The organism is Janthinobacterium sp. SUN137 (genome assembly GCF_030587265.1).
Taxonomy (GTDB): Bacteria; Pseudomonadota; Gammaproteobacteria; order Burkholderiales; family Burkholderiaceae_D; genus Janthinobacterium; species Janthinobacterium kumbetense.
On sequence record NZ_JAPWHZ010000003.1, the window covers coordinates 561,253 to 583,848 of the forward strand.

Annotated in this window: 17 protein-coding genes; 7 read left to right on the top strand and 10 right to left on the bottom strand. The window is 66.6% G+C overall.

What is annotated here, in order from left to right; translation table 11 throughout:
* Position 1: 1 nt before the first annotated feature.
* The gene (locus O3298_RS17510) at positions 2-2,887 is read right to left on the bottom strand and encodes a type VI secretion system Vgr family protein (RefSeq protein ID WP_305060116.1); all 2,886 of its coding nucleotides are present in this window, start codon (positions 2,885-2,887) and stop codon (positions 2-4) included.
* Positions 2,884-3,687 carry a hypothetical protein gene (locus O3298_RS17515; protein WP_305060117.1) on the bottom strand — a complete coding sequence of 268 codons (804 nt, stop codon included), beginning with the start codon at positions 3,685-3,687 and terminating at the stop codon, positions 2,884-2,886. Before O3298_RS17515 ends, O3298_RS17510 begins: the two co-directional genes overlap by 4 nt.
* Before the next feature lie 220 nt (positions 3,688-3,907).
* Between O3298_RS17515 and O3298_RS17520 the strand changes: the two genes are divergently transcribed.
* Genes O3298_RS17520 through tssA form a run of 7 tightly spaced genes read left to right on the top strand, consistent with a single transcriptional unit; the run spans position 3,908 to position 13,180 of the window.
* The gene (locus O3298_RS17520; protein ID WP_305060118.1) at positions 3,908-4,750 is read left to right on the top strand and encodes a M15 family metallopeptidase; all 843 of its coding nucleotides are present in this window, start codon (positions 3,908-3,910) and stop codon (positions 4,748-4,750) included.
* Positions 4,751-4,761: 11 nt separating this feature from the next.
* Complete coding sequence (locus tag O3298_RS17525; protein ID WP_077402302.1) at positions 4,762-5,031, top strand: PAAR domain-containing protein; 270 nt, start codon at positions 4,762-4,764, stop codon at positions 5,029-5,031.
* Positions 5,032-5,062: 31 nt separating this feature from the next.
* A complete protein-coding gene (locus O3298_RS17530) occupies positions 5,063-6,499 on the top strand; it encodes a hypothetical protein (RefSeq protein ID WP_305060119.1) in 1,437 nt (478 codons plus the stop codon).
* A gap of 53 nt (positions 6,500-6,552) precedes the next feature.
* Entirely contained in the window at positions 6,553-10,302 is a 3,750-nt protein-coding gene (gene tssM / locus O3298_RS17535) for a type VI secretion system membrane subunit TssM (protein ID WP_305060395.1), read from the top strand.
* Positions 10,299-11,282 carry a type VI secretion system-associated protein TagF gene (gene tagF, locus O3298_RS17540; protein ID WP_289899073.1) on the top strand — a complete coding sequence of 328 codons (984 nt, stop codon included), beginning with the start codon at positions 10,299-10,301 and terminating at the stop codon, positions 11,280-11,282. Before tssM ends, tagF begins: the two co-directional genes overlap by 4 nt.
* A gap of 2 nt (positions 11,283-11,284) precedes the next feature.
* A complete protein-coding gene (locus O3298_RS17545) occupies positions 11,285-12,097 on the top strand; it encodes an OmpA family protein (RefSeq protein ID WP_305060120.1) in 813 nt (270 codons plus the stop codon).
* Between the two features lie 48 nt (positions 12,098-12,145).
* Entirely contained in the window at positions 12,146-13,180 is a 1,035-nt protein-coding gene (gene tssA, locus O3298_RS17550; protein WP_305060121.1) for a type VI secretion system protein TssA, read from the top strand.
* A gap of 13 nt (positions 13,181-13,193) precedes the next feature.
* Here the strand turns inward: tssA and tssH are convergent, their stop codons facing one another.
* The 8 genes from tssH to O3298_RS17590 all read right to left on the bottom strand — a co-directional run bounded on the left by tssH (position 13,194) and on the right by O3298_RS17590 (position 22,557).
* Positions 13,194-15,854, bottom strand: coding sequence for a type VI secretion system ATPase TssH (gene tssH, locus O3298_RS17555; RefSeq protein ID WP_305060122.1), 2,661 nt, complete (start codon positions 15,852-15,854; stop codon positions 13,194-13,196).
* A gap of 53 nt (positions 15,855-15,907) precedes the next feature.
* Complete coding sequence (gene tssG / locus O3298_RS17560) at positions 15,908-16,993, bottom strand: type VI secretion system baseplate subunit TssG (RefSeq protein ID WP_305060123.1); 1,086 nt, start codon at positions 16,991-16,993, stop codon at positions 15,908-15,910.
* Positions 16,957-18,801, bottom strand: a complete 1,845-nt coding sequence (gene tssF / locus O3298_RS17565) for a type VI secretion system baseplate subunit TssF (RefSeq protein ID WP_305060124.1) — start codon at positions 18,799-18,801, stop codon at positions 16,957-16,959. Before tssF ends, tssG begins: the two co-directional genes overlap by 37 nt.
* A gap of 2 nt (positions 18,802-18,803) precedes the next feature.
* Complete coding sequence (gene tssE, locus O3298_RS17570) at positions 18,804-19,295, bottom strand: type VI secretion system baseplate subunit TssE (RefSeq protein WP_305060125.1); 492 nt, start codon at positions 19,293-19,295, stop codon at positions 18,804-18,806.
* Between the two features lie 95 nt (positions 19,296-19,390).
* Positions 19,391-19,882, bottom strand: coding sequence for a type VI secretion system tube protein Hcp (locus O3298_RS17575; protein WP_035817450.1), 492 nt, complete (start codon positions 19,880-19,882; stop codon positions 19,391-19,393).
* A 33-nt stretch (positions 19,883-19,915) separates the two neighbouring features.
* A complete protein-coding gene (gene tssC, locus O3298_RS17580) occupies positions 19,916-21,400 on the bottom strand; it encodes a type VI secretion system contractile sheath large subunit (RefSeq protein ID WP_099664664.1) in 1,485 nt (494 codons plus the stop codon).
* A 1-nt stretch (position 21,401) separates the two neighbouring features.
* Complete coding sequence (tssB, locus tag O3298_RS17585; RefSeq protein WP_077402277.1) at positions 21,402-21,911, bottom strand: type VI secretion system contractile sheath small subunit; 510 nt, start codon at positions 21,909-21,911, stop codon at positions 21,402-21,404.
* 73 nt (positions 21,912-21,984) lie between these two features.
* Positions 21,985-22,557: a hypothetical protein gene (locus O3298_RS17590; RefSeq protein WP_305060126.1), complete on the bottom strand. Its 573-nt coding sequence runs from the start codon at positions 22,555-22,557 to the stop codon at positions 21,985-21,987.
* Between the last annotated feature and the right edge of the window lie 39 nt (positions 22,558-22,596).

The window sequence follows — 22,596 nt, forward strand, 5'->3', positions numbered from 1 at the left end:
CTTACTCCCCCTTCGCGGCAAAAGGTGAGCCGCTCCTGGCCGCATTTAACAGACATTCCTTGCAAATACTGCGAGGCATGACCGGCAGCGGGTAGCTTGCACGGGATGGCCCCGTAAAACTCTTCTTGCCGGCATGCACCGTGATCTTGCCGGGACACTGCACGGTGATGTTGCCGCCCTCGATCGTGATGTTCGCCCCGCCCGCCGTCGACAGGCGGATGCTCTTGGCCGCCGCCCAGTCGATGTGCGCGGCGGCGCTGACGATGTTGACTTCCTCGCGCGCCTGCACGTTGAGCACGTCGGCCTGCGCCTGCAGGTCGATGGCCTGTTTGGCGGCGATCAATTGCAGGCCGATATTGTTCTCGCCCGCCTTGACGACGCCGGCCAGGGCGCCGATGGCCTGGCCGCTGTGCACACGCAGCTGGCCGCCGCCGACGAACTGGGTGTCCAGACCGCTCATCAAGGAGGTGGTTTCGCCATTTGCCAGCTGGATATCCTGGCCCGCCAGCACGCCCAGGCCGGCGCGGGCGGCAATGGCGATGATGGCGTCGCTGCTGTGCGGCAACTTGTCATCGCCGGGGCTGGTCGGTTTGCCCGCCGCGTCGCGCCTGGCGGCGGCCGTATCGTCCTGGCTCAGCATGCCGGAGACGCTGGTCAGGAATGCCGGCAAGGGCGCCGCCTTTTCGTCGAGCACACTGGCATTCGCCTTGGCCGGCCCCAAGTGGCTCGCATACGCGACCGTCTTGTGCGTGACGGCGGCGGCGCTGAAGGTTGCACCCAGCTTGGCCGCCTGCTTGAGCAAGACCATGCCCGGCGCATTGTCGCCGGCCGGATCGCGCGCCTGCGCGTCGTGGTTGACGAGGTAGCTGGAAATCAGGAGCCCGGCGCCGGCCCGCACGGCGCCGTAAGCGTCGGTGCGCAGCTCGGCGCCCGTGCCGCGCAGGCTGCCCCGGTAATTGTCGGCCGCATGGATCAGGTGACCAAGATTGAGTTCGCTTGCCGCATGGCTGCTCTTGAGCTGGATGCGCCCCTGCTGGTCGGTATCGTCGAACAGCAACTGGTTGTAGCCTGCGGCGCCGAATTCCTTGCTGCGGATACCCCATTGCGCCGCGCCGTTGCGGTGGCCGGCGCTGCCGCCGGCCGCGCCATGCCAGACCGGACTGTTGCCGCCGGCCATGTTGCCCTGCGCCGATGGCGCATGGTCGCGCGCCGGTTCGAAGACACTGGCATCCGCGGGCTTGTCCGTGATGCCGCCCGGCGAGGGCGCGACGCCGCCCTCGCCCTGCCCGTTGTACAGGGCGCCGACGATGATGGGACGGTCGATATCGTTTTCCAGGAATTGCACCAGCACTTCCTGGCCGATGCGCGGCAGGAACTGGCTGCCCATGCCGCCGCCGGCCGAGCGCTGCGCCACGCGCACCCAGCACGTGGCGCCACCCTCCTGCTGCCAGTGGAAACGGATGCGCACCCGCCCCAGCTTGTCGCAATGGATCTCGCTGCCGCTGCTGGCGCTGGCGCCGCCGTCGGCACCGACGACAATGGCGCTCTGGCTGCCGCGGGCCGTCGGTGCCGGATGGTGGCGCGCATCGCCGCCCTCTGGTGCCGGGCGCCATGGCGTATCGGCCGCGATCGCCTCAATATGGTTGGCATAGCCACTCTCGACCGCCTGGGCGATCACTTGCTGGACATGCGCGATATCGCGCGGCGCCAGCGCCTGGCCAGCCAGGCCTTCCTGCAGCAATTCGGGTATGGGGCCGAACAGCTCAGCCAGGCCCTGCCTGGCGGGCGCCGGCAAGTTATTCACGCCCACGCTGTACACGCGCAACACGACCAGCGCCGGCGCGTCGGCGCCGTCCTGCTGCAACGGTCCCTGCGTCAGGGTAAAGCGCGTGCCGGCACGCAAGGTGCGCACCGTCGAACGCGCCTGCCAGCGTTCGCCGCGCGCTTCGAGCGCCTGCATCCGCAGCAAGGCATAGCGTTCGGCCTGGGCCGCATTGGCATAGAAATACTGGCCTGGCGTGTCATAGCTTTCCAGCACGGGCGCGTTTTTCCCGCCCGGCGCCAAGCGCGTCGGCACGCTGGCGCTGACGGCTTTCTTGGCCTTGTAATCATAGCTGAGCACGGTCGCCACCGCCGTGCGCAAGGCGTGTGCCCGGCTGAGCGCCTGGATGGCGTCGGCCTGTTCCACGGCCCGCGCGCCATGAAAACGGATGCCGCCGCCTTGCGCGCTGCTGGCGTCTTCCGGCACCGCGCTCAAGGTGCTGCTGTCGGCGAACAGTACCAGGCAATGGCCGCCCTCGTGTTCTTCGAAGCGCCAGGCCAGGCCTTCTTCGCCCAGCAGACGCGTGACGAAGGCCAGGTCCGACTCGCGGTACTGGCAGCAATAGCTGCGCGGCTGCGCCTCGGCCATGAACGGCCCCGTGTCGCCGCTCCAGCGCCAGTCGGCTTGCGGCGCGTAGGCCTGAAACACGCTGTCGACGATTTCGATGACGCTCTTGTCTTGCCAGACGCGGCTGTTGCGTACCTGGCTCAACAGCCATAGCCACGGCGTCAGGCGCAGCCGGAAACGGGCCAGTCCGCCGTCGCTGCCCAGCATCGCCGCTTCGCTGACATAGCCGCTGAAGACAGCGCGGCTGCCGTCGGCCAGGCTGACGTGCAGCGCGGCCCGCTTGCCCAGCAGGGGCGCCAGCGCCACATTCGCCTGCGTGGACAGCACGATGACGTCGCGCACGCCCACGGCCTGCAACTGCTCGTCGGCGACAAACGCTTCCACCAGCCACTGCGCCGTTCCGCCATCGCCGCCGTCCAGCGACAGCTCATACAACCGCGTCACGCTGCTGAAACCAGCGAGGGAAGCGTTGACCTGAGCGGCGCTGGCGGCGCTCATTTTTCGCCTTTCACGGCAACTTTCTCCGCCTTGCATTGCGCATTCTCGGCATGGCCCTGGCAGGCGCGCGCGCGGCACGCCACAGCGGCGTCGCGCTTGAGCGCCGTGCATTGCTGCAACTGGGTCCGCAGATTGGGAACGGTTTTCTTCGGCGCCGGCGCGGCCTGCGCGTGGGCCAGCAGGGCCGACAGCAGGGCGATATCGCTGTCTTCCGCGCGGCGGGCGGGCGTGGCAGCAGGCCCTTTCGCCGGCGGTTTTTTGGCTGCCGGACGGGGCGCCTTGGCCACCTGTTTCGTGACGGGTTTCGAGGCGGCGGCTGGGGGTGACGGCGTTTCCAGCGCCTTGCTCAGGACATCGCCGGGGTGCGCGGCACCCGCGTTCCGGGCAGCAGCAGTGGCGGCTGTGGCGGCCGCGCCGGCATCGAGCATCTCGCTCAGGCTCTGCTGCGGTGCGGCGGCGCCAGGCGGCGCCTCGTCACGGATGCTGGCGACGACCGGCGGCGCTTCCACGGCGGCGGGCGCGGCGGTGGCGACGGGCGGGGAAACCGGCGCCGCCGGCGCATCGTCGTCGCCAACCCGTTCGCCGCGCTGCCCCAGCCAGACGCCCGCTGCCAATAACAGCAGCAGCGCGCCCAAGCCTCCGCGCAGGGCCAGGCTGCCGCGCCTGACCTTCGCAGACGCGCCGGCGTTGCCACCCTCGAGCGTGCTCAGGATGCGGTTACGGTCGGCCTCCGCCTGCTGCGCCTGCGTCAACAGGCTGGGCCGGGCCGGGAGCCGGGGGCTATCGTCATGAGTTCGCAAAATGTGCGCTCCTGTAATATTTGCAAGACTTTACGCTATTCAACAAAATCATGACGCGTGCCATAAAATCAACAGTGCGCACCCTCCGCACAATTGAAAAAAGCCCCCCTTAATTATCAGTTTTGTAAGATATACTTCCAGGCAATATCCATCGCAGCCCTGTTTTTCCCGATGGACAGCACCGTTCCCCGCAGCCAAACATTTCTTGATTGAGGTTAGCGTGTTCCTACTCGCGGTAGCGCTGTATTTCATCCTGGCATGCCTGATCAGCTGGCTGATCCTATTCCCGGCCGGGCGCGATTTCGTGCTGCACGCCGTCGATGGTGCGGAGCAGCGCCTCGCCGCCTGCCTGCAGCGCGTGGCCATGCGCAGGCAGACGGGCATGGCCAGCCTGGGACAGCGCAGCAGCGCGCTGTGGTCCCGCACTGCCGACTTGCTGCGCCGTCATTACCTGCTGTGTCTCGCGGGCGTGGCTGCGCTCAGCCTGCCGACCCTGCTGGCCCTGATGGCCGACAGCAAATCCATGCTGGGCGCCTACGATGTATCGACGCGGGAAATGAATACGCAGGTCGCCAGCCTGCTGCAGGGCGAACAGCTGGTGCCGCCCGTCGACCTGCCGCCGCTCGTGTTTGCCACGGAAGAAGTGCGCCAGGAGCGCCCGCTGCTGGTATCGGCCAGCCGCAACTGGACCTTGCTGAATGTGGAATACGCCCAGCGCTTGCTGCTGGTCTTCAAGATCATGAAGGAAAAACATGGCTACGAGATGGCGCTGCTGGAAGGCTATCGCAGCCCCGAGCGGCAAGACATGTTGGCGGGCATGGGTCCCAACGTCAGCAACGCGGCCGCCTTTCAAAGCTGGCACCAGTACGGCCTGGCGGCCGACTGCGCTTTCCTGCGCAATGGCAAGCTGGTCATTTCCGAGAAGGACCCGTGGGCCATGCGCGGCTACCAGTTGTATGGCGAAGTGGCCGAATCGGTCGGCATGACCTGGGGTGGACGCTGGAAAATGATGGATTTCGGGCATACCGAACTGCGCCTGCCCGGCGTAATGAAAAAACACTGAGGGGAGCGCGTATGGCGGGTCCGGTAATCAGATTGGGCGACAAGACATCGCATGGCGGCACCGTGCTGGAAGCATCGGCGGTGAGCGACAGCGGCGGCATCGGCATGGCGCGGGTCGGCGACAAGGTCGCCTGTCCCCTGCCCGGCCATGGCGTTTGCCCCATCGTCAGCGGCGACTCCAGCTTCATCGTCGATGGCAAGCCCGTGGCGCGCCACGGCGACAAGACCAGCTGCGGGGCGCTGCTGATCGCCAGCCAGCAAGCCACCATCGACCAGGCATGACGGCCCTGCCCATACGCGGAGGAGCCCGCTGATGCGCCCCTGGTTGCGACGCGCCCTGCTGACCGTGTCCATCTTTGCGCTGAGCTGGACGGGCGCCATCGCCTATTGGCGCGACAGCACGCGCATGCCGACGCCGGGCGAACTGGCCGGCGCCATGCTGGCGCTACCGCTGGCCCTGCTATTGATGCTGTGGCTGGGTAAGAAACTGCTGGCCAGGCTGCTGGCCGGGCCAGCCCTGGCGGCGCCGGGTCTGGCCGCGCCACTCGAGGCCGAGGCGGCGACACCTCCCGTGGCACCGCTGCCGCTGCATATCGTGGCGGCCACCCTGCGCATGCCGGGCGGCGCCACGCCGTCAGAATTGCTGGCCGCCATGCGCTCCCGCCAGGCGCGCCCTGCGCTCGACGGCCAGCTGCTCGATGAAGACGGCTATCCCCTGCTGTGCGGCAGGGTGGACGGCATCGACGAAGAAGAGCAGCAGCAAGTGCTGGCCGCCTGGCTGCGCGAGCATCCGCAGGCCGGCCTGGCCAGCGAACCGTTTCCCTTCAATCCGGAAGACGTGCGCGCGCTGGCCCTGGGCGCCGAAGTGCTGGCCGAACTGGTGGACGAAGCCCTGCAGCATGCGCTGTCCGCAGGCGCACGGGCCTCGCCGGCCAGCGCGCCGCCCATGCTGCGGCTGCATCTGCTGATGCCGGCCTCGTGGAGCGCCGCCCAGCACCAGGCCGGCGACGCCTGGCTGCGCCACCTGGCGCGCGAGCAGGGCTGGCCAGCGCAGACATTGCCGCCGCCCACCGAAGCCGCCAACCGGCCACCGGCGCCGTTTGCCCTGCTGAACCAGCTTGCCGGCCATGCCGCGCCACCGCAGCCGCCCGGCCTGTCCATCGTGCTGGCCTGCGATTCGCACCTGGGCGAGCTGCGCGTGCATGTCCTGGCGAGCCAGGGCCAGCTGTTCAGCGCCAGCCAGGCGAACGGACAGATTCCCGGCGAAGGCGCGGCCGGCCTGCTGCTGGCCATCCCTGGCGCGACGGCGCCACCGGACGAGCCCGCGCCTGTCCTGCTGCACCGCGCCGCCACGGGCGAACTGCCGCAAGGCGCCAGCCAGCGCGGCCCGGCCGACAAGAACATGCTGGCGGAACTGGGCCGGCAGGCGCTGGCGGCAGCCGGCGACGATGCGGCGGCCGGCATCGCGCTGGTCAGCGCCGATACCGACCAGCGCGCCAACCGCGTGCTCGAACTGATGCAGTGCGCCGGTGCCATCTTGCCCCAGCTGGACCTGGGCGAGCAGGTGCTGGGCGTCGGCACCGCATGCGGCCAGTGCGGCGTCGTCACGACGCTGGCCGCACTGGCCATGGCGCGGCAGGCGGCGGCCGACGACGGCGCACACGTTTTATGTCTCAGCAACCTCGATCCACTGCAGCGCGGCGCCCTCGTCATTGGCCCGCGCGCGAAAAACAGTCACGGCACCACCTGATACAGCGACGTCCCATTCACGCACCTTAACGGTTTGCACACTATAAAACTATGATGCAACGATTCTGGCACTCCCTGACTTCACGCACCAGCCTGCTCATCCTCGGCATCGCGACCGCCATCCTGCTGCTGTTCGCCTGCGCCGCCATTTTCGACTGGCCGGCCATGCGGCTGCTGCCCTTGCTGGCCGCGGCGGCCCTGCTGGGCGCCATCGTGTGGTGGCTGCGCCGCCGCCGGCGCCGGCGCGAGGGCGCCAGTTTCAACAGCATGCTGGAGCAGCAGGCGGCAGACGCCGCGCCCAAGGCCGGTCCGGTGCAGCGCGAAGAAACCGAAGCCATCCGCAAGCGCATGCTGGAAGCGATCAATACCATCAAGACGTCGCGGCTGGGCCAGCTGTCGGGCGATGCCGCGCTGTATGAATTGCCGTGGTACATGATCATCGGCAACCCCGCCGCCGGCAAGAGTACGGCGATCGCCAATTCCGGCCTGCAGTTTCCTTTTGTCGACAGCAAGATCGTGCAAGGCATGGGCGGTACCCGCAACTGCGACTGGTTTTTCACCACCGACGGCATCCTGCTCGACACGGCCGGGCGCTACGCCATCAACGATGAAGACCGCGCCGAATGGTTCGGCTTTCTCGGCCTGCTGAAAAAGCACCGCAAGCGCGCGCCGATCAACGGCATCATCATCGCCGTCAGCATTGCCGAGCTGACCGGCAGCAAGCCCGAATTCGCCATCGAACTGGCCAAGAACCTGCGCCAGCGCGTGCAGGAACTGACGGAAAAGCTGGAAGTCCATGCGCCCGTGTACGTGGTCTTCACCAAGGCCGACCTGATCACCGGCTTCAGCGAATTTTTCCAGGATGCCGAACGCGCCGAACGCGACAAGGTCTGGGGCGCCACCCTGCACTACAGCGTCAACAGCTCGAAGCAGGATGTGCTGGAACAGTTCGACCAGCGCTTCGATGAGCTGTACGATGGCTTGAAGGACCTCAGCCTGGCCAATATGTCGCTGCTGGGACGCGAGCGCATGCCGCCCGGCGTGTTCACCTTCCCGCTGGAATTCAGTTCCGTGAAGGGACCGCTGCGCGCCTTCATCGCCACCCTGTTCGAGGAAAATCCCTTCCAGTTCAAGCCCGTCTTCCGCGGTTTCTATTTCACCAGCGCGCTGCAGGAAGGCGCCTCCGTCTCCGCCTCGTCGGAGCGGGTGGCCCAGCGCTTCGACCTCAAGCCGCAGCAGCAGGAACACAAGACGGTCCAGGCCCAGGATCAGCACGGCTATTTCCTGCTGAACCTGTTTCGCAAGGTGATCTTCGCCGACAGGGAACTGGTGGCGCAATACGCCAGCCCGCGCAAGACACGCTTACGCTATGCCACGTTTTTCACCGCCATCGCGCTGGCCGGCCTGGCGCTGGGCGGCTGGAGCTGGTCCTACCTGGCCAACCGCCAGCTGGCGGCCAACGTGCAGGCCGACCTGGAGCAAGCCATCAAGGTGCAGGACCAGCGCCTGGACCTGCAGTCGCGCTTCCAGGCCCTGGAAATCATGCAGGACCGCATCGAGCAGCTGGAGGCGTACCGCAGCAAGCGGCCGCTGGCGCTCAGCCTGGGCCTGTACCAGGGGGATTTGCTGGAACGCAAACTGCGCGAGGAGTATTTTTCCGGTCTCAAGGAAGTCATGCTCGCGCCGGTGGCGCAATCGCTGGAGTCCTTCCTCGCGGAAGTGAACGCGGGCGCCGACCGGCTGCAGCCGCTGACGGCGGCGCCGGCCGGCACGGCGGCCGCTGCCACAGTCGGCACGGCAGCCGGTACGACAGGCCAGCCCTTCAAGGATGCCGCACCGACGAATGTGGAAGATGCCTACAACGCCCTGAAAACCTACTTGATGCTGGGTGACAAGTCACGCGCCGAGGCCGGCCACTTGAATGACCAGCTGACCCGCTACTGGCGCGGCTGGCTCGACGCCAACCGGGGCAACATGCCGCGCGAACAGATGATCCGCAGCGCCGAGCGCCTGATCTCGTTCTACCTGACGCAGATCGACGACCCGTCCTGGCCGCAGATCGAGAACAAGCTGGCCCTGGCCGACCAGTCGCGCGACAGCCTGCGGCGCGTGGTGCGCGGCATGCCGGCGCGCGACCGCGTGTATGCGGACGTGAAGGCGCGCGCCGCCACGCGCTTCCCGTCGATGACGGTGGCACGCATCGTTGGCGAGCAGGACAAGGAACTGGTGCTGGGCAGCTACGCCATCCCCGGCACCTTCACGCGCGACGCGTGGGAAAAATACATCCAGCAGGCGTTCCAGGAAGCGGCCAACCGCGAATTACAAAGCGCCGACTGGGTATTGAAAACGGCGTCGAAGGACGACCTGACCCTGGAAGGCAGCCCGGAACAGATCCAGAAGGCGCTGGTGGAACTGTACAAGACCGATTACGCGCGGGAGTGGCAGAAATTCATCCAGGGCGTCAGCATCCGCGAATTGAACGGTTTCGACAATGCGGCGCAGGCGATGAACCGCCTCGGTGATCCGCAAGCCTCGCCCCTCAACAAGCTGATCGAGACGGTGTACCAGGAAACCTCGTGGGACAACCCCTCCCTGCTAGGCCAGGGCTTGCAGCGCGCCCAGCGCGGGGCGATGGACTGGTTCCGCGAAACGGTGCTGCGCCAGAAGCCTGCCGCGGCGGCGGGCCAGGCCGGCAGCGCCATGCCGATGGGGCCCGTCGGCCGCGAATTTTCCGGCGTGGCGCGCCTGGTGGTGGCACGCGACAAGGAAGCCTCGCCCATGCGCGGGTACCTGGCGGCCCTGTCGAAGCTGCGCGTACGCTTCAACCAGATCAAGAACCAGGGCGACACGGGCCCCGGCGCCAAGCAGCTGATGCAGCAGACGCTCGATGGCAGCGGCTCGGAGCTGGCCGACGCGCTGAAATACGTGGACGAGCAAATGCTGACCGGCATGAGCGACCCGCAAAAACAGGCCATCCGCCCGCTGCTGGTGCGCCCGCTGATGCAGACCTTCGCCGTCATCGTCAAACCCACCGAGACGGAGATCAACAAGGTATGGCTGGCGCAGGTGCTCGAACCGTTCCAGAAAACCCTGGCGCCGAAATATCCGTTCGCGCCCGACTCGCGCATCGAGGCGAGCAATGCCGACATCGGCCAGGTATTCGGCCCGGAAGGCGCCATCGCCAAGTTCTTCAACACCACCATCGGCCCGCTGGTCGTGCGGCGCGGCGACGCCATCAGCGCCAGGACCTGGGCCGCGATGGGCATCACCCTGGCGCCGCCGGTGGTGGCCAGCCTACCCGGCTGGGTCGCCCCGCTCAGCGCCAACGGCGTGGCCACGGCGGCCGGCGCCGCCGAAGCGCAGACGCGCTTCGACCTGCAGGCGCTGAGCGCACCCGGCGCCACCGAATATACGATCGAGATCGATGGCCAGGCGCTGCGCTGGCGCGGCCAGCCGCAGCCCTGGGTGCACATGGTCTGGCCCAATCCGCAGGGCGTGCCCGGCTCGCGCATCAGCGCCATCACGCCGGAAGGGCGCACGGTGGTACTGCTGAACGAACCGGGGCATTTCGGCCTGAAGAAGATGATCGACTCGGCCAGGCGCACGCGCAAGGAGGGCGGCGTATTCGAACTGAGCTGGGAGAACGGCGGCGTCACCGTGATGGCCAACCTGAAGATCGTGGCCGCGACCGCGCCGGCCGCCACCTCCGCCGGCAACCAGGGTTTCCGCGGCCTGAAACTGCCGGAATCGGTCGTCATCGGCGCGCCGGAAACGGCCACCGCCATCGCCGGGAACACGCCATGAGCCGCCCTACCGTTACCCAGATCGGCTATTTCGGCAAGATCCCCAGCCGCGGCGACTTCATCAAGCACGGCGACAACCCGGCCCTGCTGAAGATGCTCGATGAGTGGCTGGCCAACGCCATGGAACTGATGACGGCCGATGCGCGCTGGAAGCTGACCTACGACGCGCTGCCGCCGCTGCATTTCGCCTTCATCGGCCCGCGCCGCGGCCGCGCCATCGCCGGGCATATCGCCGCCAGCAGCGATGCCTCGTCGCGCCGCTTTCCCTTCCTGATGATGGGCGCCATGGAAGTGGCGCAGCCGGCCGGCTTCGTGCCGACCAGTCCGCTTGTGCTGTCGCGTTTGTGGAACCGCCTCGATGCCCTGAGCGCCGAGATGTGCGGCGCGGCGGCCGGCGCCGCGCTGCCGGCCGCCGCCGCAGGCGCCAGCATCGAACTGGACTTGCGCGGCAGCGCCTACGATGCCGCCTTCGACGATTTCCTCGGCTTGCAGACGGTGGGCGCGCTCGACGCCCTGCTGGCGCCCACGGGTTTTGGCGGTTCCGTGCGCCAGGTGCTGCTGGCCCTGGGCATGCTGCTGCAGCCCGTCATGGCCAGCAGTTCCAGCCGGCTGGAAAAAAGCCTGGAACTGCCGCTGCCGGCCGACCCGCTGTACCGCAATCTGGTGGCGGCCTTCTGGATGCACCTGATCGCCCCGTTCCTGGCGCGCGCCGACTTCGAACTGGCGCTGTTCATCACCCGCATCCGCGGCCGCCATGCGCTGGTGCTGGGCTTTTGCGGCGCCTCGGCGCAGACCCTGCACGCCATCATGGAACCGCAGGCGGCGCTGGAACACCACATCGGTTTCGACGACCTGGCCTGGGTCGAGGAACACGCCAACAGCGACTACGCCATCAAGAAAGCCTCGAGCTACCTCGCGCAGCCCAACCTGTCACTCAAATCGGCGCATGACACGTTTCGTGCCGCCTTCATCGGGACCTGATCATGCGCCACCTCCGCCTTGCCATCCTTCTCAGCCTGGTATTCGCCCCGGCCGGCGCCAGCGCGCAAAGCGCCGCCGTGCCGGCGGCCGCTGTCTCGGCGCCCGCCGCCTCCACGCCGCAACCGGGCCAGGTTCTGGCCAGCGGCACGGTGCCGGACGAAGCCGCCAAGGCGGCGGTGCTGGTGCGCCTGCGCGAACTGTATGGCGCCGACAAGGTGGTCGACCAGATCGCCGTCGGCCAGGTCGCGCAGCCGGCCAACTGGAACGCCTATGTGCAAAAACTGCTGACGGCGGATCTCAAACAGATCCGCCGCGGCCAGCTGAAGATCGAAGGCAGCGTGGTCAGCGTGCGCGGCGAGGTGGCCAACGAGGCACAGCGGCAAAAGATCGCCAGCGACTTCGCCACCAGCCTCAATCCCACGTACACCGTCAACAACGGCTTGCGCGTGTCCGCCTCCGACCAGAATATCCTCGACGGCACGCTGGCCAACCGCACCATCGAATTCGAGAGCGGCAAGACCACGCTGACGCCGTCTGGCCGCGCCATCCTCGACGAAATGAGCGCGGCGCTGCACAAGCTGGCGGGCCGCAAGGTGGACATCATCGGCCACACCGACAACCTGGGACTGCGCGCCAGCAACCAGAACCTGAGCCAGGCGCGCGCCGAGGCGGTCAAGACCTACCTGGCCGGCAAGGGCATCGACGGCGACCTGCTCAGCGCTTCCGGACAGGGCCCGGACCGTCCCATCGCCAGCAATGACAGCGCCGATGGCCGCGCGCGCAACCGCCGCATCGAATTTCGCATGGTCCAGTAAGACCGCCACGCCTCCCGCAAGCTATCCGCCCCACTGCCGAGAACATACATGATTTCAGCCGACCAGCTCCTGCTTCCCATCAGCGCCGAACAGCCATGCGGCGTCGACCTGTCCTTCTCCACCGACTTCGACGCCATCGGCCAGGCGCGCAAGTTCGATGACCCCACGCTCGACCAGGGCGAGTGGGTCACCGACCTGAAGGAAGCCGACTGGGCCTTCGTACTGCAGCGCTGCGCCACCCTGCTGGGCGAAAAGAGCAAGGACTTGCGGCTCGCCGCCTGGCTGGCCGAAGCTTGCGCCAGGCAAGACCATTTGCGCGGTTTGGGCGAAGGCTATCGCCTGCTGGCAGGCCTGCTGCGCCAGTACTGGGGCCTGGGCCTGTACCCGCAGCCAGATGGCGACGACCACGAGCAGCGCATCGGCAACCTGAGCTGGATCCTGGCGCGCACGCCGTCCCTCGTGCGCGCCATGGCGCTGACGGACAAGCAATCGGGCGGCTGGTCGACGGTCGACTTCGAGACGGCGCGCAAGCGGGCCGCCAGCAACCAGGACGGCGTCAACGGCACCAAGCTGGTGGACATGGAGGCGGCGCGGCGCGGCACGTCGGCGCAGTTCCGCGCCGCCTTTGCCGCCGACGCCCAGTTTTGCCTGGACGCGCTGGCCGAGCTGGAACAGGCGGCCGATACCCGCCTGGGCAGGGATAGCCCGGGCTTTTCCATGGCGCGCGAGGCCCTGCAGGCGATACAGCTCGCCCTGCCTGCCGCCGCCACGGCCATCCCTGCCTCCAGCGTCGCCGCCGCGCCGGTGCCGGCTGGCGGCCAGGCGGCGACCGCCGTGCCGGCGCCACTGCCGGCGGCGCCCGGCGAGCTGCAAAGCCGCGCCCAGGCGCTGGCGCAACTGCGCCAGGTGGCGCAGTACTTCCGCCAGACGGAACCGCACAGCCCCGTCTCCTACTTCGCCGACAAGGCCGCCAACGCCGGCGAGCAGAACTTGCATGAATGGCTGCGCGGCGTGGTCAAGGACGGCGCCTCGCTGGCCCACATCGAGGAGCTGCTGGGCATCGCGCCCGGCAGCGGCCACTGAGCCGGCTAGACGCCTATTTGATCGTGTACCGGAACTGCCCCTGCTTGCCGGCGCTGGCCTTGATGCGGCTGATGCCCTGCCCTTCCGCCATGCGCGCCAGCACGGCTTCGGCGATTTCCGGCAGCAGGCTGCCATTCAGGATATTGTCGACATTGCGCGCGCCCGAATCGACTTCGGTGCAGCGCGCCAGCACCGCCTCGACCAGCGCCTCGTCGTAGAGGAATTCGGCCTGGTGATTGGCGGCGATGCGGGCCGCGATCCGGCTCAGCTTCAGGCCGATGATACGGGCCAGCACATCGTCGCCGAGCGGATAATAGGGAATCACCTTCAGGCGCCCAAGGAACGCGGGCTTGAAGACCTTCAGCAGCTGCGGGCGGATGGCCAGCTCCAGCTGCTCCGGCGTCGGCAGCTGCTCTTGCGGCAGGTTCAGGCACGCCTGCATCATGGTGGCCGACGCCACGTTCGAGGTCAGGATGATGATGGTATTCTTGAAATCGATCTCGCGTCCCTCGGCATCGTCCATCACGCCCTTGTCGAAGACCTGGAAGAACAGCTCCATGACATCAGGATGCGCCTTTTCCACCTCGTCGAGCAGCAGCACGCTGTACGGATTGCGGCGCACCGCCTCGGTCAGCACGCCCCCTTCGCCATAGCCGACATAGCCGGGCGGCGAACCCTTCAGCCCCGAGACGCTGTGGGCTTCCTGGTATTCGCTCATGTTGATGGAGATGAGCTTGCGCTCGCCGCCGTACAGCACGTCGGCCAGCGCCAGCGCCGTTTCCGTCTTGCCGATGCCGGACGGGCCGACGAACAGGAACACGCCCTTCGGCTTGTCCGGGTCGTCCAGGTTCGCGCGCGCCGTGCGCACGCGCTGCGCCACCGCCTCGATCGCGTGGGGCTGGCCCAGCACGCGCTCCTGCAGCAAATCCTTCAGCCGCAGCACCGTCTTGAGTTCATCCTTGACCATCTTGCCCAGCGGGATGCCGGTCCAGCCGGCGACGATTTCCGCCACCACGTGGCCGTCGACCTGCACAGGCACCAGCGGCGTCTCGCCCTGCAGCAACGCCAGCTCGGCCTGCAGCGCCAGCAGCTCGCGCCCCTGGCCCGCGTCGGCCGGCTTGCCCTCCTCAAGTTGCCGGCGGATCGCCTGGATCTGTTCCGACAGCGCCTTTTCGCCATCCCAGCGCGCGGCCAGCTGCGCGTGTTCCTGCGTGGCGGCACCGCGTTCGGCGTCGAGTTGCTGCAGCCGCGCGCCATGGCGCGCGCCGCCGCTCTCCTCGCGCGCCAGGGCCGAAGCTTCCGCATCGATGCGCTCGCGCCGGCGCGCCACGCTGTCGAGCAGGGCCGGCGTAGCGCTCTGTCCCAGCGCCACCCTGGCGCAGGCCGTATCGAGCACGCTGATGGCCTTGTCCGGCAGCTGGCGGCCCGCGATGTAGCGGTGCGACAGGCGCACGGCTTCGGTGATCGCCTCGTCGAAGATGCGCACCTTGAAATGCTGTTCCATCAGCGGCGCCATGCCGCGCAACATGGCGCACGCCAGCTCTTCGCTCGGTTCCTCGATCTTGACGACCTGGAAGCGGCGCGCCAGCGCGGCATCCTTTTCAAAATACTTTTTGTATTCGCCCCAGGTGGTGGCGGCGATGGTGCGCAGCTCGCCGCGCGCCAGTGCCGGTTTCAGCAAGTTGGCCGCGTCATTCTGGCCGGCGCTGCCGCCGGCGCCGATCATCGTGTGCGCCTCGTCGATGAAGAGGATGATGGCGTGCGCGCTCTTGCCCACTTCGGCGATGACGTTTTTCAGGCGGTTCTCGAACTCGCCCTTGACGCTGGCGCCGGCCTGCAGCAGGCCCATGTCCAGCGTGTGGATTTCCACGCCCTGCAGGATGTCGGGCACGTCGCCCTGCACGATGCGCAGCGCCAGGCCCTCCACCACGGCCGTCTTGCCGACCCCGGCCTCGCCCGTCAAGATGGGGTTGTTCTGGCGCCGCCGCATCAGGATATCGATCGCCTGGCGGATTTCCATGTCGCGCCCGATCACGGGATCGACCTTGCCGGCGCGCGCGCGCGCCGTCAGGTTGACGGTGAACTGGTCCAGCGCCGGCGTTTTCGACGCCGTCGCCGCGCCGGCCAATTCGCCCACGGGATCGCCGCCGGCATCGCCCGCCCCCTCCTGCCCTGCAGCCGCCTCGCCGGCTTCCTGCGAACCCTCGGTCAGCTTGTCGAGTCCGTGCTTGATCTCGTCGAGCTTGAATTCGTGGAACAGCGCCGAGCCCCGGTAGGCCAGCTGCGCCAGTTCCGGCTCGGTCAGCAGCGCCTGCAGCAAATGACCGCTTCGGATGCTCACCTGCCGCCCGGCCCGCAAATCGAGCGAAGCGATCAGCCAGGCATGTTCGAACAGTTTCGGCAGACGCACGGAAAATACGGGCGTGCGCGCATTGCCCGTCTGCAGGCGCGCCACTTCGGCGCGCAAATCCGCTTCCAGCATGCTCACGCTGACGCCGCTCCTGCGGGCAATCAGCACGAAATCGCTGCGCGGCTGCTCCAGCAAGGCGAGAAAGACATGCTCCAGGTCGACTTCATACTGCCCCAGCCCGACGCACAGACTGGCCGCGCGCGTGGCGGCCGTGCGGCAGGTGTCGTTCAACTTGCTGATCAGGGTTTTCAGGTTAATGCTCATGGGGCGGCGGTCCTTGTCGGGTGATGGTTGGCGAAATCGGTGGAGTGGCGCGCTCAAGCCGGCGCATGCAGTTCATAGCGGACATCGGCGCGGTCGCACGCCTCGCCGCCGGTGATCAGGAAACTGTCCCAGCCCAGCCGCCCGCCGCTGCGCGGCACTGTCAGCACCATGCCCTGCACATCGGCGGCGCGCAGCACCAGCTGCACTTCGTATTCCAGGCACAGGCCGGTGAACATGGCGAGCATTTTCTCAAGCGCGAGGGCGGCCGCGCCGCCGGGCAGGAAAGCGTCGAAGTGGCGGCGGGCCAGGGGGCCGATGGTCAGCCGCAGGCGCAGGTCGCGCTGCCAGACGCGCGCACCGACCATGGCGGTAGCGCCCAGCACGGCGTTGCTGCCGCCCAGCGTGCTTTGCTGCTCGCGCGGCACGTCGTACCAGCAGCCGACAAACTGGCTGACGGCGATGCGCTGCCCGAAATACTCGGACAGCACCTGGCCAATCATCACGGCCGACGGCGGCCGGTGGCGCATGGCGGCGGCAAAGTAGCCCACCGATTCGTCGAGCACGCCCGTGCCGTCCCCCGCCAGGCGCTGGCGCAACGAGGCGTTGCCCAGCCCTGCCAACGACAGCAGCAGCGGCAGGAACTGGTCCTTGCCGTCGAGCTGGTACTTGAGCTCCAGCCGGTACTTGCGCCAGGCCTCATAGAACAGGGCTAGGGCGCGGTTCGAGAACGTGTCGAGGAAGGCGCGCGGCCCCTCGTCCTTTTCATACAGCTGGTGCGTGGCGATGCGTTCCGTATAGTGCAGCGGCAGCGCGCCGGCCACGCCGAGAAAGCCCATGAAGGCCGGCGTGACGCGCACGTATTTCAGCTGGGCGCTGCGCAGCGCCGCGCCCAGGGCGTTGGCGTCCGTGGCCAGTTCGCGCGGTTCGGGCGCCAGCGCTTCGATCTGGCTGGGGGCGAAGTCGAGCGAGACGGAATTCTGGAAGCGCAGGAAACTGGCCACCGCATCGTCGTGCGGCAAGCCATTGCGCCTGAGCCAAAGCTCCAGCATGCGTACCGCCTGGAAGTACTGGAAGCGGCAAGGCTGGGCAAACAGGCGCTCGATTACACTAGGCTCGAATCGCCGCTGCGTGGTTTGCATCGCCACAGCTCCTCTCCTGATTTTTTTGCCAGCACCACCAGCTGCGTGAAGCTGTTCGCATGCACATACAAGCCCAGGAAGCACTCGATCACATGCGCAAAGGCGTGGATGCCGCTGCCGACGAAGGCCTCTTCATCTATCGTCAGCCGCACTTCGACGCCGCGCACCAGGCAAGCGAAGGGATTGCCTGGCAGCCAGGCATTGGCGGCCTGGTGGGCGATGGCCGTGATGCCGCGGATTTGCCGCTGCGACGTGGCCGAGCGCGGCAAGTCGTACAGGGCCAGCATTTCCTGGAACGCTTCCAGGCCGCTGCCGGCCAGCGACAGGTGATTCAGCGACAGATGCGAAATCAAACGCCAGTGGGCGCCCCTGCCCCGTTCGAAACGGTGCGACTCGCTGGGTTTGCGCAGCAGGCTGATGCTGCGCACGCTGGAGCCACCTTCGAGAAACAGGTCGCCGCCGTGCAAGCCGTAGGTCAGCTGCGCCGGCAAGTCGCGGTTGGTGCAGCTCAGCTCCAGGCTGAGCGTGTCCGTTTCCACCGCGGCCGGATCGAAATCGATGTCGACAATCGAGATCTGCATCTCGTAGCCGGGACTCTTGCTGGCGATGATCTCGTCGCGCCGCATGACCCAGTAGTGGCCATCCCTGGCCGGGGTCTCGCCATGGCGCAGCGAATAGAATGGGCGGAATTCCACCACGGATTCGCCCTGCGGCGTCTGCCGCACCAGCTTGACCGAGTCGATAGCCTGCACCTCGAACGCATACGCGCGGCGCGCATCGGCCAGCACGGGGTAGCTGGCGGCCGTGTGCGTGAGGCGGATGGGCTCACCGCGCTGGCGGAACAGGTTGACCACCGGCGTGCAGCCCAGCAGCAGGTTGTGCGTGTTCATCGTCCCCAGCAGGCGTGCCGTGTTCGAATCGGTGCGCAAGCCGCTCAGCGCCAGGTGCAAGGTGATGCGGCGGCTGCCGGACGGCAGCGCGGCGCACAGCGCACCCAGGTCGATGTCGAAGAAATTGAATTTTTCGGGAAAGCAGAAATACTCGGTCAGCAGCCGGTAGGCCGGATGGGAGCGGGCGGAAAACGGGATCAGTGCATCGTCCTCGGCAAAGCCGGCGCTGCGCACGGGAATGCCGTCGAGCGCGACCCAGCTGCCGCTGCCGTCCGCCTCAACATAGGCCTTCACGGTGCGCATGAACAGGGCGTCGCGCAGCGCCGCGCAAAACGAGGGCTGGCCATCGATGAACACGCGCAGCGACGCCAGTCCCAGCTGGCCCAGCGACAGCTGCGCGGCGCTCGACTCGATGGTGATGCGCACGCCCGAGGTGGCATTCGCCGGCAGCAGCACCTGTTCCGGCGCCTCGATGATGGCGGAAAAAGCCGCATGCGTGAGCGCCAGCGGCGCCACCGTCACGGGATAGGCGGTACGGAAGGTGCAGGCCACACCTTTCACGGGGCGCGTCGTCAGCTCCGTGCCGCGGGCGATTTCCGCAGGCGCCGTCAGCTGCGCCGCTGCGGCGCCGTAATCCATGCGCGCGATCGAGCACGAGGGAAATGGCCGCAGGTAATGCGGATACAGCACTTCGAACAGCGCTTCGGTAAATTCGGGATAATCGTCGTCGATGCGCTTCGAGATGCGCGAATTGAGCAGCGCGAACGACTGGATCATGCGCTCGATGTGCGGGTCTTCGCACACCTCGCCGCCCATCAGCAGGCGGCCGGCGATCTTCGGGTAGCGCTCGGAAAACTCGCGCGAATAGCGGCGCAGGAAACCCAGTTCGCGCTCGTAATAGGGCAGCAATTCATCCAAGGTCAGGCTCCCGCGGACGCGGCGCGGCGCCCCTTGCTGATCGTGTAATGCAGGCTGGAAGGCTGCAGGATAGCGTCGAAGCTGACCGGTTCGTGCGCCGCATGCACCACCAGCAGCGCGCTGATGGCGAAATTGAGGCGATTGATCGAGCCTTCCTCGATTTCCAGCGATGCGCGCACCTGGCGCAAGCGCGGCTCGTGGCGGGCGATGGCCTTTTCCAGGCACTGACAGATATAGGCGCGGTCGTCCGTGCTCGACAGGCTAAGCCCGGCGAAATCATTCAAGCCGTACGTGATGATCGACTTGCCGCACTCGGGAAAGGGTTTGAGCAGCGCCTCGGGCAGCACGGCGCGCGTGTTGAGCAGCGCTTCGAGGTCGCGCGCCACGGTGTCTTTCAAGTCCTCGAGCGAGAGGCGCGAGACGGTACCGCTGGAGGCGCCGTGCACGGGCGTATCCATCAGGCGGTCGAACAGGCCCGGCGTAAAACCTTTCATGGGCTTCCCGTTTCATGGGTGGCGTGGACGCCGCTGCCGGCGGCCAGGAAAGCCAGCGGCGGCAGCGCGCCGCTGGCGTACGCGGTCAGATGCGGTCAGGCTGTCTTGTTCGCCGACAGGTCCCAGCCGCCGGAGGTGTTGCCGCCCGAACCGCCACCCACTTTTTGCTGCGTGTACTTCCACTTGACCTTCGAATACTTGAGTGCCAGGTCCTCGCCGAGAATGTCGCCTGCGGCCACCGATGGCGCCACGCTGCTGATCATCACATTCTCCAGTTCGATCTCGAAGTACTTGATGCGCTCGCCCTGGCCATCGGCGCGCAGGAACTCGAGCTTGGCTTTCGGGATGGTCTTGCCAGAAGAGCAAGTTTGCAGCAGCAAGGGGCTGGCGAGATCGGCCATCTTGGCGATGACGATATCCTTGTGCTCGGTACGTTCGGCGGTATGGCCACCGCCCGTCGAGGCGGTCGCCGATTTGGGTTGCAACACCTGCCACTGGACCGACTTGCATTCGATCCAATCTTTGTGGCTGTTATCCGTGGATTCGCCTTTGATGCCATCAATTTGCAAGTATACGTCGATTGCCATGTTATTCCTTTCAAGGGTGTGAAGAAAAATACATTACGATTTGGTCGACTGCGGAAGCTCCGCGACCAAACGGAGTGAAACGGACAATTCGTCGAGCTGGAAATGCGGACGCAGGAAGGACACGGCGCGGTACACGCCGGGCCGGCCCGGCACTTCCGCCACCTGCACCGAGGCTTCGCGCAGGGGAAACTGGGCCTTCTGTTCCTGGCTGGCGTTATCGTCGAGCAGCACGTACTGCGTCAGCCAGCGGTTGAGGAAATCTTCCACGTTGGAGGCGGCGGCGAAGCTGCCGATCTTGTCGCGCATCATGGCCTTCATGTAGTGGGCGATGCGCGACACGGCGAAGATGTATTGCAGCTGCGCCGACAGCACGGCGTTCGCGTTGGCGGCGTCGGTATTGTATTTTTTCGCCTTCTGCGCCGACTGGGCGCCAAAAAACGCGGCATAGTCCGTGTTCTTGCAGTGCACGAGGGAGATGAAGCCCAGGTCGCTCAATTCCTTTTCGCGGCGGTCCGTGATGGCGATCTCGGTCGGGCATTTCAGCGCCACCTCGCCCTCGTCCGTCTTGAAGGTATGCGTCGGCAAGTCTTCCACCAGGCCGCCCCCCTCCACGCCGCGGATCGCCGCGCACCAGCCGTAATCCTCGAAGGCGGCCGTCAGCTTGGTGCCGAACGCGTAGGCGGCGTTGCACCACAGGTATTTCTGGTGGTCGGTGCCGTCGACGTCCTCGACGAAATTGAAGCCGTCGACCGTGGCGCCATCGAGCGGATTGAACGGCAGCCGGCCCAGGAAGCGGGGCAAGGTCAGGCCCACGTAGCGCGAATCTTCCGATTCGCGCAAGGATTTCCACTTCGCATACTCGACCGTGTCGAAGACCTTGGCCAGGTCGCGCGGCTTGCCCAGGTCGCTGTAGCTTTCCAGCCCAAACAGTTCCGGCGACGCGGACGAGATGAACGGCGCGTGCGCGGCGGCGGCCACGTGCGACATCTGCTCGATGAAATACATGTCTTCCGGCTGGCGGCTGAATTCGAAGTCGCCCAGCAAGGTGCCGAACGGCGCGCCGCCAAAGGTGCCGAATTCCTCTTCGTAGACCTTCTTGAACATGGTCGACTGGTCGAACTCCAGCGCGCTCTGGAAATCCTTGACCAGCTCGCGCTTGGTCGCGTTCATCATCTTGATTTTCAGATTCGTGCCGGTGGCCGTGTTCTTCACCAGGTAGTGCAGGCCCGTCCAGCTGCTTTCCAGCTTCTGGAATTCGGGCGCGTGCATGATGGCGCTGAGCTGCGCGGAAATGAGCTGGTCCAGTTCGGCCACGCGGGCATCGATGGTGGCGGCCAGGTTGTTCGATACCACCACCGTGCCATCCATGACCTGGCTGACCAGTTCGGAAATCAGATCCTTGGCGCGGGCGTGTTCGACGCTGGACTTGGCCACCTTGCTCTGCTCGACGATCTGGTCGAGCAAGTCGATTTCGGCGGCGCCGGCAGCGCTCAATGCGGGGGTCAGTTGTGCGGACATATCAATCTTTCCTGACGTGGGAATGTTGTTCCAGCTGGGCCAGTTTTTCCGTGCTGTTGAGCACGTCATTCAGGATGTCTTCCAGTTTGTCGTTGCCGGCCAGCTTGTTGCGCAGGTCGGCCAGCTTGGTGCGCGCCTCGAGCAGCTTGCGCAGCGGCTCGACCTGCTCGACCACCGCTTCCGGGCGGAAATCGGCGATCGCGCGAAATTTCAGCTCGACACCGAACTGGCCGCCAGCGGCGCCCAGTTCATTCGGCACGCGGAAGGTGGCGCGCGGCTCGATGCCCTTCATCACTTCATCGAAATTGTCGCGGTCGATATCGACGAACTTGCGGTCCTTCAGGCGCTTCTGCTCGAGTTCGGAATTACCGCCAAAATCGCCCACCACGCCCACCACGAAGGGCAGCTCCTTGTTTTCGATGGCGTCGCCGATCTCGACGTCATAGGTCATCTGCACGCGTGGCGGGCGTACCTTTTGCAAGCGCTTCTGCACACTATCTTTTTTCGACATGACATCCCCTTCCCAAATATTGGCGGCATCGGCGATGCGCCTGTTGAACTGCGGCGTACCTGTGCCTGGCTGGCTACTTCAGGGCGTTGAATGGATTGGCGCTGCCCTCATCGGCAGTGCGCTTGCTTGGCTGCTTGCGCGACGCGCGCACGGGCGGCTTGTCCGGCGGCGGCACCAGCACGGTTTCGCCCAGGCTCTCGCGCAGCAGCTTGGCCAAGTCCTGCGATTCCGCGCGCAGCGGACCGGACAGGTTGTTCTGGCGGCTCAGGTCGGCCAGCGCCCGCGTCGACAGGCGCAGTCCGCTGATGGCGATCACGCTGTTGGCCAGCTTGTCGGCAGGATCGCGCACCAGCACTTCCTGGGCATTGAGGATGGCTTCACCATACTGGCCCGCATCGTAGCGGCTTTGCGCCATGCGCACCCAGGGCTGCTTGTCGGCGGGCGCCGCGGCGGCCGCCTCCTGCCACAGCGCCAGCGCCGCCGCCTTGTTGCCCGTGTCCACCGCCTGCGTGGCCTTGGCCATCAGCTCTTCCAGCGTCGGCGCCACGACGGGCGGCAGCTTGGCCACCGGCGCCGTACTGCAGGCGCTGAGGGTAAAAGCACAGGCGATAACTGCAAGCGTGCGTAGCGAAACCGGGCGTGTCATATTGAGCTTTCCTTCAAAAAAGAAGACGGTTTTGGCGAT

Coding starts and splice junctions, on each gene's coding strand:
- tssA (WP_305060121.1), top strand. CDS start 12,146: ATGATTTCAGCCGACCAGCTCCTGCTTCCCATCAGCGCCGAACAGCCA.
- tagF (WP_289899073.1), top strand. CDS start 10,299: ATGAGCCGCCCTACCGTTACCCAGATCGGCTATTTCGGCAAGATCCCC.
- O3298_RS17525 (WP_077402302.1), top strand. CDS start 4,762: ATGGCGGGTCCGGTAATCAGATTGGGCGACAAGACATCGCATGGCGGC.
- O3298_RS17510 (WP_305060116.1), bottom strand. CDS start 2,887: ATGAGCGCCGCCAGCGCCGCTCAGGTCAACGCTTCCCTCGCTGGTTTC.
- O3298_RS17575 (WP_035817450.1), bottom strand. CDS start 19,882: ATGGCAATCGACGTATACTTGCAAATTGATGGCATCAAAGGCGAATCC.
- tssM (WP_305060395.1), top strand. CDS start 6,553: ATGCAACGATTCTGGCACTCCCTGACTTCACGCACCAGCCTGCTCATC.
- tssG (WP_305060123.1), bottom strand. CDS start 16,993: ATGCAAACCACGCAGCGGCGATTCGAGCCTAGTGTAATCGAGCGCCTG.
- tssE (WP_305060125.1), bottom strand. CDS start 19,295: ATGAAAGGTTTTACGCCGGGCCTGTTCGACCGCCTGATGGATACGCCC.
- O3298_RS17530 (WP_305060119.1), top strand. CDS start 5,063: ATGCGCCCCTGGTTGCGACGCGCCCTGCTGACCGTGTCCATCTTTGCG.
- tssC (WP_099664664.1), bottom strand. CDS start 21,400: ATGTCCGCACAACTGACCCCCGCATTGAGCGCTGCCGGCGCCGCCGAA.
- O3298_RS17545 (WP_305060120.1), top strand. CDS start 11,285: ATGCGCCACCTCCGCCTTGCCATCCTTCTCAGCCTGGTATTCGCCCCG.
- O3298_RS17590 (WP_305060126.1), bottom strand. CDS start 22,557: ATGACACGCCCGGTTTCGCTACGCACGCTTGCAGTTATCGCCTGTGCT.
- tssH (WP_305060122.1), bottom strand. CDS start 15,854: ATGAGCATTAACCTGAAAACCCTGATCAGCAAGTTGAACGACACCTGC.
- tssB (WP_077402277.1), bottom strand. CDS start 21,911: ATGTCGAAAAAAGATAGTGTGCAGAAGCGCTTGCAAAAGGTACGCCCG.